The 13,650-nt window shown below is 50.8% G+C and carries 11 protein-coding genes and 1 other RNA gene; 3 read left to right on the forward strand and 9 right to left on the reverse strand.

Annotated elements, in window-relative coordinates; translation table 11 throughout:
- Window positions 1–49: 49 nt before the first annotated feature.
- From GC128_RS08855 to GC128_RS08880, 6 genes are all read right to left on the reverse strand, one after another.
- A complete protein-coding gene (locus tag GC128_RS08855; RefSeq protein WP_151993989.1) occupies window positions 50–1,147 on the reverse strand; it encodes an AAA family ATPase in 1,098 nt (365 codons plus the stop codon).
- Between the two features lie 226 nt (window positions 1,148–1,373).
- An RNA gene (gene rnpB / locus GC128_RS08860) (RNase P RNA component class A) lies at window positions 1,374–1,752 on the reverse strand.
- A gap of 42 nt (window positions 1,753–1,794) precedes the next feature.
- Window positions 1,795–2,940, reverse strand: a complete 1,146-nt coding sequence (garK, locus tag GC128_RS08865) for a glycerate 2-kinase (protein WP_151993990.1) — start codon at window positions 2,938–2,940, stop codon at window positions 1,795–1,797.
- 58 nt (window positions 2,941–2,998) lie between these two features.
- Window positions 2,999–3,889, reverse strand: coding sequence for a 2-hydroxy-3-oxopropionate reductase (garR, locus tag GC128_RS08870; protein ID WP_151993991.1), 891 nt, complete (start codon window positions 3,887–3,889; stop codon window positions 2,999–3,001).
- Between the two features lie 27 nt (window positions 3,890–3,916).
- The gene (gene garL / locus GC128_RS08875) at window positions 3,917–4,687 is read right to left on the reverse strand and encodes a 2-dehydro-3-deoxyglucarate aldolase (protein ID WP_151993992.1); all 771 of its coding nucleotides are present in this window, start codon (window positions 4,685–4,687) and stop codon (window positions 3,917–3,919) included.
- Between the two features lie 37 nt (window positions 4,688–4,724).
- Window positions 4,725–6,056 (reverse strand): MFS transporter, encoded by a 1,332-nt coding sequence (locus tag GC128_RS08880; protein WP_151993993.1) that lies wholly within the window; start codon window positions 6,054–6,056, stop codon window positions 4,725–4,727.
- Between the two features lie 377 nt (window positions 6,057–6,433).
- Here GC128_RS08880 and garD point away from each other — a divergent pair, with 377 nt between their 5' ends.
- Entirely contained in the window at window positions 6,434–8,005 is a 1,572-nt protein-coding gene (garD, locus tag GC128_RS08885; protein ID WP_151993994.1) for a galactarate dehydratase, read from the forward strand.
- A gap of 146 nt (window positions 8,006–8,151) precedes the next feature.
- On the opposite strand, the gene GC128_RS08890 is transcribed toward garD, so the two are convergent.
- Window positions 8,152–9,081, reverse strand: a complete 930-nt coding sequence (locus tag GC128_RS08890; RefSeq protein WP_151993995.1) for a LysR family transcriptional regulator — start codon at window positions 9,079–9,081, stop codon at window positions 8,152–8,154.
- Window positions 9,082–9,213: 132 nt separating this feature from the next.
- Between GC128_RS08890 and GC128_RS08895 the strand changes: the two genes are divergently transcribed.
- Window positions 9,214–10,608: an MFS transporter gene (locus tag GC128_RS08895; protein WP_151993996.1), complete on the forward strand. Its 1,395-nt coding sequence runs from the start codon at window positions 9,214–9,216 to the stop codon at window positions 10,606–10,608.
- A gap of 51 nt (window positions 10,609–10,659) precedes the next feature.
- Here the strand turns inward: GC128_RS08895 and GC128_RS08900 are convergent, their stop codons facing one another.
- Together GC128_RS08900 and GC128_RS08905 are read right to left on the reverse strand one after the other, a co-directional pair.
- Window positions 10,660–11,613 (reverse strand): sugar kinase, encoded by a 954-nt coding sequence (locus GC128_RS08900; RefSeq protein WP_151993997.1) that lies wholly within the window; start codon window positions 11,611–11,613, stop codon window positions 10,660–10,662.
- Window positions 11,614–11,623: 10 nt separating this feature from the next.
- A complete protein-coding gene (locus GC128_RS08905) occupies window positions 11,624–12,457 on the reverse strand; it encodes a DeoR/GlpR family DNA-binding transcription regulator (RefSeq protein ID WP_151993998.1) in 834 nt (277 codons plus the stop codon).
- A gap of 332 nt (window positions 12,458–12,789) precedes the next feature.
- Here GC128_RS08905 and GC128_RS08910 point away from each other — a divergent pair, with 332 nt between their 5' ends.
- Entirely contained in the window at window positions 12,790–13,644 is an 855-nt protein-coding gene (locus GC128_RS08910) for a tagatose bisphosphate family class II aldolase (protein ID WP_151993999.1), read from the forward strand.
- Window positions 13,645–13,650 lie beyond the last annotated feature (6 nt).

Consider the following 13,650-nt stretch of genomic DNA (forward strand, 5'->3'; position numbering starts at 1 on the left):
AGGTTAAGATTTTTTCCCTGCCATTAAGACATTTGCTTACAGTAAACGATCACGAGAGACGGTTTACACAAGTTTCCCCGTTCTCAATCCCCAGTTGATAGAGCGTAAACGGCGTGTGCTTTTCGATAAGTGTCGCCAGTTCAGGCGAATGGCTGGTGAGCCAGATTTGCGTGTAACGACTCGCTTCTGCAATCAGGCGAGCCAACGCGGGTAACATCTGTGGATGCAGGCTATTTTCAGGTTCATTCAATGCAATAAAGCGCGGTGGACGCGGGCTAAGTAACGCCACAGTCAGGCACAAAAATCGTAATGTCCCATCAGAAAACTCAGCCGACTCCAGCGGGCGGTTAATCCCCTGCCGGTGCATCATCATCTGAAAACGTCCGTTACTGTTATCACAGAAAAATGTGCATTCAGGGAAGGCTTCACCCAGCACCTCAAACAGTAACTCGCTATCACCAATTTCAACGATGGTCTGGAACGCGGCGGCCAGGTTTAGCCCATCACCCGCTAACACTGGCGAACGATAACCAACCTGCGGCAAGCGCAACCCGGCTCCTTTCGTGATATCGAACTCATGGTAGAAACGCCAGTTACGTAGCGTTTCGCGGGCGCTGGAAACTTCGGGATAAAGGTGTGGCTCGCCAAGTTGGCCGAACAACGATTCGTTCTCGTAGAGTGTGGCGGCGTGCGTGACTTTCTCACCGTTAACATCGTTGAGAAAAACAGCCTGGTTGCGACGATGCATAATTGACGAAGAAGGTCGGCGGCGAAAACCACTCAGCCAGATTTGCTCTTCTTTTACGATAGGATCGAGATCGAACATCGTGGGGTACGGTAATTTGTCCGGGAAGCCGACCTGCAATTCATATTCAAAGTCGTCGGTATCTACTGCAAGCGTCATACGCCGTGGCGCACTGGCATACCCTTTGGCGCGGGAGCCTGCCCACATAACCTTTTGGATCCCACCTTCATCAGACAGCCAGTGTGACAACTGCCCCATCGCCGCGCCGTGGATCAAATGGATTGCTTTATAGATATTGGATTTCCCGCAGCCATTTGGGCCGAAAACCACGTTCAGCCGCCCCAAATCGATGGAAAGTTTACGCACCGAGCGGTAGTTGTCGATGTACAGAGACTTGATCATGGCGGTGCGGAATCCGGTGATGGCGGGAGTCGTATTATGGCAATTGTTCTATATATACCCTAAATAATTCGAGGTGCATCGCGGCGACAAGAGAACAAGTCCCGATGAGCTTACTCCAGTAAGCGATTTGGGCGAGTGAGCGTAGCCAACAAAGAGGCAGCGCGAAGTATGACGGGTATAAACAAAACGCCCGCACAGTTTTCACTGTGCGGGCGTTTTGTTTAATGGTTGAAGCTGACCGATAAGCCGGGTTCTGTCGTGGACAGTCATTCATCTAGGCCAGCAATCGCTCACTGGCTCAAGCAGCCTACCCGGGTTCAGTACGGGCCGTACCTTATGAACCCCTATTTGGCCTTGCTCCGGGTGGAGTTTACCGTGCCGCGAACTGTTACCAGACGCGCGGTGCGCTCTTACCGCACCCTTTCACCCTTACCTGATCCCGCTTGCGCGGGCCATCGGCGGTTTGCTCTCTGTTGCACTGGTCGTGGGTTACCCCCCCAGGCGTTACCTGGCACCCTGCCCTATGGAGCCCGGACTTTCCTCCCCTCCGCCCGTCTCCTTCCGAAGAAGGACGACGACGAAGCGGCGACTGTCTGGTCAGCTTCGGCGCGGATTATAGAGGGTTTGCCCCTCCATGTCACGCATGCTTAACGAGTGATGTTCATCCCAATCTCAACGGTTGCCGCAATATCACGCGAAGCACGGTAAATATTATCGAACGCATTTTTCAGCGCTTCTTCCAGTGTGCCGATACTATTGAGCACGCTAAACACGGCATCAATGCCGTACTGATGAACAATAGCAACATCACTGGTCAGCGAACCGGCAATCCCAATCACGGGTTTGTGGTACTTTTTGGCTACCGCAGCCACGCCTACCGGGACTTTGCCGCGGATACTCTGACTGTCCATACGCCCTTCACCAGTCACCACCAGCGAACAATCGTGAATATGTTCTTCAAGGCGCAGGGCTTCAGTCACTATCTCGACTCCACTACGCAATTCCGCGCCGAGAAACGCCATCAATGCCGCGCCCATGCCGCCTGCCGCACCCGCTCCGGGGGCATTTTTCACATCGATGCGTAAATCTTTTTTAATCACATCAGCAAAGTGAGCAAGATTGGCATCCAGCTCAAGAATCATCGCTTCATCGGCCCCTTTTTGTGGCCCGAACACACGTGAAGCACCGTTGTCACCAATTAATGGATTCGTCACATCACAGGCAACGTTAATCACGCAGTCAGCCAAACGGCTGTCGAGACCTGAAATATCAATGCTGTTCAGGCTCATTAAACTGCCACCACCGTGACTAATTTCTTTACCGACTGCGTCACACAGTTTCGCGCCCAGCGCCTGCACCATGCCCGCTCCACCGTCGTTAGTTGCGCTGCCACCGATGCCGATAATAATGTTGCGCGCACCGTTATCCAGAGCCCGTAAGATCAGTTCACCAGTACCGTGCGAAGTCGTAATCAGAGGATTGCGGTTCACGATTGGCACCAGCGCAAGCCCACTGGCTTCAGCCATTTCGATAAATGCGGTTTTACCGTCACCGGACATACCCCAATATGCTGTAACCGGCTCGCCCAGCGGCCCGGTCACCGTAGTGGTGATTTTCTTGCCCTGCGTGGCACTGATCATGGCATCGACCGTACCTTCCCCGCCATCTGCAACCGGGACCGATATATATTCCGCATCAGGAAATATTTCGCGGAAACCTTTTTCAATGGCCTTCGCCACATCAACCGCCGAGAGGCTTTCTTTATAAGAGTCGGGTGCGATTACGATTTTCATAATGTGTCCATGCCAAAAAGTGCCGAGAAAATCGGGCACCGAAAGGTGCCCATCTCTTTTATTTGCTGACTTCTACTTTCGCCAGTTTTTCGTAGTAGCACGCGATTGCGCTGTGGTCATCGTTACCATGGCCGTCTGCACGCAGCGCCTGCATCATTTCCATTACGGCGGCGGTCAGTGGCAATTGAGCGCCAACACCGTGGGAAGTATCCAGCGCGTTTGCCAGATCTTTAATGTGCAGGTCGATGCGGAAACCTGGCTTGAAGTTGCGATCCAGCACCATTGGCGCTTTCGCTTCCAGCACGGTGCTGCCCGCCAGGCCACCACGAATCGCCTGGAATACCAGTTCTGGATTAACGCCCGCTTTGGTTGCCAGTACCAGCGCTTCAGACATCGCAGCAATGTTCAAAGCTACAATCACCTGGTTTGCCAGTTTGGTAACGTTACCCGCACCGATATCACCGGTGTGCACCACAGAACCGGCCATGGATTTCAGCAGGTCGTAATACTTGTCGAAAATTGCTTTGTCGCCGCCAACCATCACAGACAACGTGCCTTCAATCGCTTTAGGTTCGCCACCGCTCACTGGCGCATCCAGCATATCGATGCCTTTTGCTTTCAGCGCTTCGCTGATTTCACGGCTCGCAAGCGGAGCGATGGAACTCATGTCGATAACCACGGTGCCCGGTTTCGCGCCTTCGATAATGCCGTTCTCGCCCAGCGCCACTTCTTTAACGTGCGGGGAGTTTGGCAGCATGGTGATAATCACATCGCACTGCTCGGCGATATCTTTCGGTGTTGCAGCAGTTTCTGCACCGGCGGTGATAAGTTCAGCAATCACCTCGGGATTACGGTCGGCAACCACCAGGGAATAACCGGCTTTGATGAGGTTTTTACTCATTGGTTTGCCCATGATGCCCAGGCCAATAAACCCAACTTTCAGTGTCATAATTCAGTCTCTCTCTTTAGGTGGTAGTTATTTTTTAAAAGAATCAGCCAATTTCTGGGTTGCCGAGCGGAAGCAGCCTAAATCGCTGCCCACCGCCACAAAGGTCGCGCCCCATTCCATATAGCGACGCGCGTCGGCTTCAACTGGTGCCAGAATACCGGCTGGTTTACCGTGCGCTTTAGCGCGAGCAAAGATGTGTTTGATGCATTGCTGCACGTCCGGGTGTGAAGCATTACCCAGATGGCCTAATGCCGCAGCCAGGTCGCTTGGCCCAACGAAAATGCCATCCACACCGTCGGTTGTAGCGATGGCATCAACGTTATCCACGCCCTGCTGGCTTTCGATTTGCACCAGAATCGTGATGTTCTTGTTGGACTGCGCGAAGTAATCCGGCACGGTGCCAAACATATTGGCGCGGTGAGAAACGGACACGCCGCGAATACCTTCTGGTGGATAGCGGGTAGAAGATACTGCCAGCGCCGCCTCTTCCTGAGTCTCAACAAACGGAATCAGGAAGTTATAGAAACCGATATCCAGCAGGCGCTTGATGATTACCGGGTCGTTGGTCGGTGCACGAACCACGGCGGCACTTTCGCTGCCTTTTAATGCCATCAACTGTGGAATGAATGTGGTGATGTCGTTTGGTGCATGTTCGCCGTCCAGCACAATCCAGTCGAAGCCAGCAAGGCCCAGCACTTCGGTGCTGATAGGGTTTGCCAGTGCGGACCAGCAACCGATTTGAGTCTGGTGTGCTGCCAGTGCGGCTTTAAATTTATTTGGGAAAACGTTGGTATTCATCTGTTGCCCTTATTTATTCAGTTATCCGTTGAGTGAATTACTTCTTCAATTCCATACGTTTAATGTCACCCACTACGAACAGATAACAAACCATTGCCATCAGCGCCGAACAGCCTACGAAGATCAGCGCTGCATTAAAGGAGTGAAGTTCAGAAACCAGGTAACCAATCACCAGTGGCGTCACGATAGAAGCAACGTTACCGAACACGTTGAACACAGCACCACACAGGCCAACCATCTCTTTTGGTGCGGTGTCGGCAATAACCGGCCAGCCCAGCGCGCCAAAACCTTTACCGAAGAAAGCGAATGCCATCAGGGTGATAACCAGAGCCGTGCTTTCGGTGTAGTTACAAAGAATGATGGTTGAAGCAAGCAGCATCCCGAGAACAATCGGTATCTTACGAGCAACGGTCAGTGAGTAACCGCGCTTGATTAACGAATCAGAGAATACGCCACCCAATACGCCACCTGCGAAGCCACACAGCGCCGGGATTGAAGCAACCATCCCTACTTTCAGGATCGACATGCCTTTATCTTGCACCAGGTAAATCGGGAACCATGTCAGGAAGAACCAGGTGATGGTATTGATAAAGTACTGACCGAAGAACACGCCCAGCATCATGCGGTTAGTCAGCAACTGCTTGATGTAATGAAGTTTTGGCCCTTCTACCACGGCACCTGGTTTTTTGTGGTCCATATCAACCACTGCGCCGCCTTGAGTGATGTAATCCAGCTCTTCTTTTGACATACGCGGGTGGTCAGTCGGGTTATGGATAAACTTCACCCACAGGAAGGTCAGCACAAAACCGATGCCGCCCATCACGGTAAACACATGCTCCCAACCCCATGCGAAGGTCAGCCAGCCGAGTAAAGGTGAGAACAGCGCGAGCGAGAAATATTGTGCAGAGTTAAAAATGGCTGAAGCGGTGCCGCGTTCTTTTGTCGGGAACCAGGCCGCAACAATACGAGCGTTAGCAGGGAACGATGGTGCTTCCGAGAATCCGAGCATAAAACGCATGATAAACATGGAGATACCCGCATACGCCAGGGGCACCATATCAACAAAGCCTTGCATGAACGTAAACAGAGACCAGAAGAACAGACTGTATGTGTAAACCTTCTTCGAGCCGTAGCGGTCAAGTAACCAGCCGCCTGGGATTTGCATTAACAGGTATGCCCAACCAAACGCCGAGAAAATATAACCCATTGAGATTGCACTGAGCTGTAATTCTTTAGCAACTTCAGTACCCGCAATAGAAAGAGTGGCTCGATCCGCGTAGTTAATCGTCGTTACAATAAAGATAATTAATAATATTAAGTATCGTGTGTTCTTACCTTTTTTCGACTCAACTGCTGTATCCAAAATCATTTTCTACATCCTCTGTTGCGGGTACTTAATTCAAGGATTTTTTATTTATATAAAGCAGTATTTCACGAATATATTTTCGGGATAATACTGCTCTCTGAAATTAACCTGGTGTTTGTCATTCGCAACACAGTATAGCCAGCACAGAACAAATGGACATTAGGCATACGCCCAATAGATAACACTTTAAAAGCCAAATAATTAAACTTATGCACATGTTTGTGGGGTGTATTGCACAATTTCATAGATAACCCTGCCTGGTGGGCAATGCCTCGCAATATAAAGTGATCTCGCTCACATTTTTATTTCTCACGGCCTGACATTCTTTATTTAGCTTGTGAGAAGTCACGATTAGAAAAAAATTCTGGAGAATAGCGGCAATGTCGAATATTGAAATTAAACAACAACCCCCTGGTTCTTTTTATATAAAAGTTCATGAGACAGATAATGTCGCTATTATTGTTAATGATAATGGGCTGAAAGCTGGCACCCGTTTTCCGGATGGATTAGAGCTTATCGAACATATCCCACAAGGGCATAAAGCTGCACTGGTTGATATTCCGGCGCATGGCGAAATTGTTCGTTATGGCGAAGTGATTGGCTATGCGGTGCGTGATATTCCACGCGGCAGCTGGATTGACGAATCATTAGTTGAATTGCCAAAAGCCCCGCCGCTCCACACTTTGCCATTAGCCACGAAAGTGCCTGAGCCACTGCCACCGCTGGAAGGTTATACCTTTGAAGGTTATCGCAATGCTGACGGCAGCGTCGGCACCAAAAACCTACTAGGCATCACCACCAGCGTACATTGCGTGGCAGGTGTCGTGGATTATGTCATCAAAATTATTGAACGCGATTTGCTGCCACGCTACCCGAACGTAGATGGTGTTGTGGGCCTCAATCACCTCTACGGTTGTGGTGTGGCGATCAACGCCCCCGCGGCGGTCATCCCTATCCGTACCATCCATAATATTTCCCTGAACCCGAACTTTGGCGGCGAGATCATGGTCATTGGCTTGGGTTGCGAAAAATTGCAGCCAGAGCGTCTGCTGGAAGGCACCGATGACGTGCAGTCGATTAATGTTGGCGATGCCAGCATCGTGCGTCTGCAAGATGAACACCACGTCGGCTTTAAATCGATGGTCGATGACATTCTTAATGTAGCTGAACGCCATCTGGTCAAACTGAACCAACGCCAACGCGAAACCTGCCCGGCATCTGACTTAGTTGTGGGTATGCAGTGTGGCGGCAGCGATGCGTTCTCAGGCGTAACCGCCAACCCAGCGGTAGGTTATGCCTCTGACCTGCTGGTGCGCTGTGGTGCAACCGTCATGTTCTCTGAAGTGACCGAAGTGCGCGATGCCATTCACCTGCTCACTCCACGTGCCATCAACGAAGAAGTGGGTAAACGCCTGCTCGAAGAGATGGAATGGTACGACAACTATCTTGATATGGGTAAAACCGACCGTAGCGCTAACCCGTCCCCGGGCAACAAAAAAGGTGGCCTGGCAAACGTGGTGGAAAAAGCGCTTGGTTCAATTGCTAAATCAGGCAAAAGCGCGATTGTTGAAGTGCTTTCCCCAGGGCAGCGTCCAACCAAACGCGGCCTGATCTTCGCCGCTACGCCAGCCAGTGACTTCGTTTGCGGCACGCAGCAGGTGGCTTCAGGCATTACGGTGCAAGTGTTTACGACCGGTCGCGGCACACCATACGGTTTGCTGGCGGTTCCGGTAATTAAAATGGCTACGCGTACCGCACTGGCAAACCGCTGGTATGACTTAATGGATATCAACGCCGGCACTATCGCCACCGGTGAAGCGACCATTGAGGATGTGGGTTGGGAGCTGTTTAAATTTATTCTTGATGTGGCGAGTGGCCGTAAGAAAACGTTCTCGGATCAGTGGGGATTGCATAATGCGCTCGCCGTTTTCAACCCGGCGCCAGTGACCTGATACCCATCATACTTCAAGCTGCAGATGCATTGGCTGCACCCGTGCGCCCCGGTCACATAGTTTACTATGCTCCCGGGGTCTTACGGGTTGGCCGCCTTTCTGCAACTCGAATTATTTTGGGTATTCTTATTACGGCAATGATTGCCTTACCCCGGCACTTTCTCGCGACAAACCTTCAACACCAACTGCCGCAGCCAGCGATGCGCCGGGTCTGCTTCCGAGCGCGGATGCCACATTAAAGACACCGTAATCTCATTGGTTTTCACCGGCAGCTCAAAAACATAAAGTCTCGCTTCACCTGAATTGCCATTCAACCCCGGCTGGTTCAGCAGGAATGTAGCTGGCACCAACGCCACTAAATCCGATGCCTGAGCCACCGCAATCGCCGCGGGAAACCCCGGCACCATTGCCGCAATTTTGCGTTGTAAATTCAGCTCTGCCAGCAGTACATCAACCGGGCCAGTTCCTCGTTCATGACGGGAAACTACCACATGCCCCAAATCGGCATACTTCGCGGCGGTAATATCATCCTCTTGCTCAAGCAAATGGCCTTTTCGTACCACGCCGACAAACTTATCCCGATAAAGCGCTGTTAATCGTATTTCTGGTCCCATCTCCCCAAGTACACCGATCTCAAGATCAATTAAACCTTCACGCAGATACTTTGCTGTTTTCTCTGGTTTGGGCATAAAGCGCAGTTGGACCAACGGCGCAACGGCGGCTACCGCAGCAATCAACGCAGCACCAAATATCTCAATAAATCCGGCGTTAGTACGCAGGATAAAACTGCGCTCAAGTGTTGCAAGATTAAAAGCATCCGATGAAGGGCGCAGTATCGCCCGGGCTTCAAAGACGGCATTTTGCGTGCGCTCACGAATCTCTTCAGCATAAGGAGTCAGCACCATATTACGTCCAGCCCGCACCAGCAGCGGGTCGCCAGTGGTGTCGCGCAGGCGGCCTAGTGTTCGGCTCATTGCCGAGGGGCTTAACCCCAGGCGACGCGCAGCCCCTGCCACACTTCCTTCAGCAAGAAGCACATCAAGAGCAATAAGTAAGTTCAGATCGGGTTCAGTCATAAACTCAATAGTAGCGCGCGCGTTGAAATGAGAGAAGGCGCTTGGTGCAGGTTATTAATGCAAATGCTGCGCCTTCCGCCTTATCTCCAGTACAGCTATATTTCTGGCACACCCAAGCGAGAGAATTAAAAAATGGCACTATTTTCCGACCAACCAGGCGATGAAGGTTTGCCTGGCCGTGAGCGCGGCTTAGCGATGGCCGCCGTCATGACCATGACGACCATGGCCGTGTTTGACGGCTCGATGATCAACATTGCCTTGCCGCAAATCGCCCGCTCACTCGATGCTTCATTGGGTGCCACCGTCTGGGTTTCCAACGGATATTTATTATCAGCGGCGATGACACTGGCGATATTTGCCGCCCTGTCCAGCCGCATCGGATTTCGCTCTATTTTCGCCTTCGGTCTTGGCCTTTTCACGTTGGCCTCTGTGGGATGTGCACTCTCATCCTCACTGGATATGTTAGTTATCATGCGGGTTTTGCAGGGTATTGGTGGTGCGGCAACATTAAGTATTGGTCCGGCAATCCTGCGCTCGGTTTTCCCTAACCGCCTGTTGGGGCGAATACTTGGCCTCAATGCTCTGCTGATTGGCACTAGCACTGCCATCGCGCCGATTCTCGGAGGCACGATTCTTTCCACGTTGAGCTGGCAATGGTTGTTCGCGATTAATATTCCGCTGGGCATTATCGCTTTATTACTCACGCTGCGTGTTATTCCCAATAACCCGGCGTTAAAACGCGAACAATTCGATTATGCCGGAGCCTTACTTTCGGCAGTTGCGTTAGGCGCATTGATTATGGCCGCAGATGCATTTACCCATCCCGGCAACGGAGACCTGACCACTGCTGTGATTTTCGCGAGCATCGCGATTCTCACCGGCCTTGCATTTATCTGGGTTCAGCGCCGCGTGACTAAGCCGTTGCTTCCGCTCCATATCTTTGCCTCTTCACGGTTTTCGCTGGCAGCACTCACTTCGCTGGCCTCCTTTGTCAGCCAGGGCATCACGTTCATTGCCCTGCCTTTCCTGTTTCAGAGCGTTTACGGTTACAGCGCACTAGTTTCAGCACTGCTTTTCACACCGTGGCCCATCGGAATTATTCTGGCAGCACCTCATGCCGGACGCCTTGCAGACCGATATTCAGCCACAATAATCTCAACAGCAGGGCTGTGTATCTTCGCCATTGGCCTGACATTGCTGGCTATGCTTCCGGAACACGCTCAAGCGTGGGATATCTGTTTGCGCAGTTTGATTTGCGGGATAGGTTTTGGCTGTTTTCAAAGTCCAAATAACAAAGAAATGTTGTCTAATGCCTCGCGGGAAAACAGCGGATATGCATCTGGTGTTCTGGCAATCATGCGCACCTTCGGGCAGTGCCTGGGCGCCGCGTTTGTCGGTGTGATGATGTCGATTTATGCGCAGAACAGCGCAGTGCATTTCAGCTTGTGGATGGCAGTTATCGCAACGGTGTTAGCTATTGCGCTGAGCGTGAGTCGCGTACGGGGATATAAGTTAGCTGCGGGGTAACCCGCTGTTATTTCTTCCGCCACTAATTGCGGAAGAAATAATAACCGGCCATCAAACAATCTCCGGGCGCTTCATAAATGCTTCAATTTCAGCAAGCGTTGAAGTCCCTTCCATCGGGCCACGCTGTGAAATCGCCAATGAGCCGCTGGCGTTAGCATAAGCTAGTCCGTCCGGCACGCTAAAACCCGCCAGAAACAGGCTGACGAACGTTGCACCAAAGCAATCCCCTGCGCCTGTTGGGTCAACCACTTCAACAGGATAGCCCGGCACGTGATATTGCTCGCTGCTACTGTAATAGCTCGCACCCCGTGGCCCGCGTTTTATCACCACATGTTTGATGCCACGCTTAAATAGACTGGCGACGATTTTGCTTTCATCACGGGATTTGCTCAACCCGAAATAGTCCAGTTCGCCATCGCTTGGCAGGAAGAAATCTGTGTAATCCAGGATGTATTCAAATGCCTGAGACATCTCAGGAATATTCAGCATCTCTTTGCGAATATTGGGATCGAACGATACTGTGCCGCCATTGGCTTTCACAATGCCGATTGCCTTACGTACCGCATCAATTAAGCGAAACGAAAACAGCGACGAACCCATGATATGAAAATGATTACACTGCTTGAGAAGGCGTTCATCAAGATGGTCAGCACTGAGCAGGCCGCAGGCGCTGTTAGGTAGATTAAAGATAAAATCGCGATGCGTCTGGTTACGGTAACTGACAAATGCGCTTCCGGTTGTCGCTTTTTGCAACACAGAAATACCCTGTACATTTACGCCATCACGCGTCAGACGAGCAATATTCATCTCGCCAAATGCATCACTTCCGACGCAACTAAACAGGAGTGAATTGAAGCCCAACTTCGCCACCTGGTCGGCAAAAATGGCTGGAGCTCCGCTAGGATATGGCCCCCAAAATTCCCCAGGAGCGCTAAAACCCTGATTTTCTTTTTTCGCCAGAAATTCGACAAGTAATTCACCAAGTGTCGCGATGGTCACGTTCATACGGTTTCCTTCACCGTGCTGGATGCAGGTCAGGATTAATCCAGGTCAGGCATTCGTTGTTGGTGTAACTATTTGATAATCCAGAGGCAAGAAATCGCGAATGATATTCTGCCGCCACCATCTGCGGCGTTATCACCGCACTGACATTTTCAATCGCCCCAACCGCATGGCGCGCTTCACCGTGCACCGGGCGTTTAGCGATAACCACGACACACTGCGAGCTCGTATTAATCGACTCACGGAGCAAAGCCGCAGTAGCCTCACTGGCAACATTTAGCGTGCCATCGTCACTAATGCTCTCAACAACAACCATGCAGCGCGAAGGTTGATACTGCCTGAGAGACTGGATAGCCAGTTCGCCACCCAGCGTTTGGCCACCAGCTTCCAGAACTCCGCCGAGTAAAACCATTTCACCATCAATGTAATCACGCGCGGGTGCAACATGGGCCAAATCATTAACAACCAGACACAGCTCCCTATACTCAGCCATGAAGGGAATTGATTTACGCAACACGTCACCAGGACCCAAATAAATAGTTTCGCCGTCACGAACTTGGCGGGCAACCTGACGGGCAAGTTCGAGCACGATTGCATTATCTAATGGCTGCGCATGCGATGTTTCACGCCCAGCAGTGACATTCGTTGGTTGAGCAGTATAAATGGCTCCACCAAAGGAGCGTTTTAGATAGCCCTGCTGCTCCAGATAATTGAGATCGTTACGAATCGTGACACCCGATACCGCAAGCATCTCCGCAAGATCGTCCACTTTTATCTCGCCGGTTTTACGGACGATATCTGCGATATCCAGGCGCCTTTTCAACAGACTGGTAGAGGGTTTTGCCACAACATGACCTTTTGGGCTGGTGTTCAGGGTGCATTCCCCGACTAATAACTTTCATTTTTAAATTTCCACTGGGTGAAGTCAAATGCACAACTGAACTCCATGATTGAAAAACAAAAACAATACAATATTTTCAATAAGTTAAAGAAAAATACCAATCTCACCACAACTTACAAAACAAAATTAAAATACATCTAATAACTTTCATTTTATAAAAATGATCGCATTTTTGCGGGAGGGATCACAACGAACAGCGAGGATGATCGCTACATTACTTTCAAAACGAAGGTTAAATTGAAATTAAACTTTAATATTGAAAGTTATCGGAGAAAGTTATGTTCATCATTTCCAGTAAGAATATGCTCATCAAAGCACAACAGTTCGGATATGCCGTCCCAGCTTTTAACATTCATAACCTTGAAACCCTTCAGGTCGTCGTGGAAACAGCTGCAGAAATGCGATCACCGTTGATTGTTGCGGGCACGCCTGGAACCTTTAGTTATGCCGGGATTGGAAACATAGTGGCGATCGCTGGAGATCTGGCTCGTGAATACAATCTTCCTCTGGCGATTCATCTCGATCACCATGAATCCCTCTCGGATATCGAAACGAAAGTTCATGCGGGTATTCGTTCGGTAATGATCGATGGCTCTCATTTTCCTTTTGAAGAAAACGTGGCGCTGGTAAAGGAAGTTGTCGATTTCTGCCATCGTTATGATGTGAGTGTGGAAGCGGAATTAGGGCGTCTGGGCGGTGTTGAAGACGATCTGGTCGTAGACAGTAAAGACGCGCTTTATACCAACCCTCAACAAGCCCGCGAGTTTGTTACCCGCACGGGAATTGACTCGCTGGCAGTGGCAATTGGCACTGCACACGGGCTGTATGCCGCAGAGCCTAAACTCGACTTCGACCGCCTGGCTGAGATCCGTGCTCAGGTGGATATTCCGCTAGTTTTACACGGCGCATCAGGCCTGTCAGAAAGTGACATCCGCCGAGCCATCAGTCTTGGCGTATGCAAAGTGAATGTGGCTACCGAACTGAAAATCGCTTTCTCCGATGCACTCAAACAGTATTTTACGCAAAACCCGAAAGCGAACGACCCTCGCCATTACATGCAGCCTGCGAAACAGGCGATGAAAGAGGTGGTACGTAAAGTCATCACCGTCTGTGGCTGTGAAGGGCAACTGTAAGGAGTG

Origin of the sequence: Buttiauxella massiliensis, assembly GCF_902500225.1 — a bacterium.
Classification (GTDB): domain Bacteria; phylum Pseudomonadota; class Gammaproteobacteria; order Enterobacterales; family Enterobacteriaceae; genus Buttiauxella; species Buttiauxella massiliensis.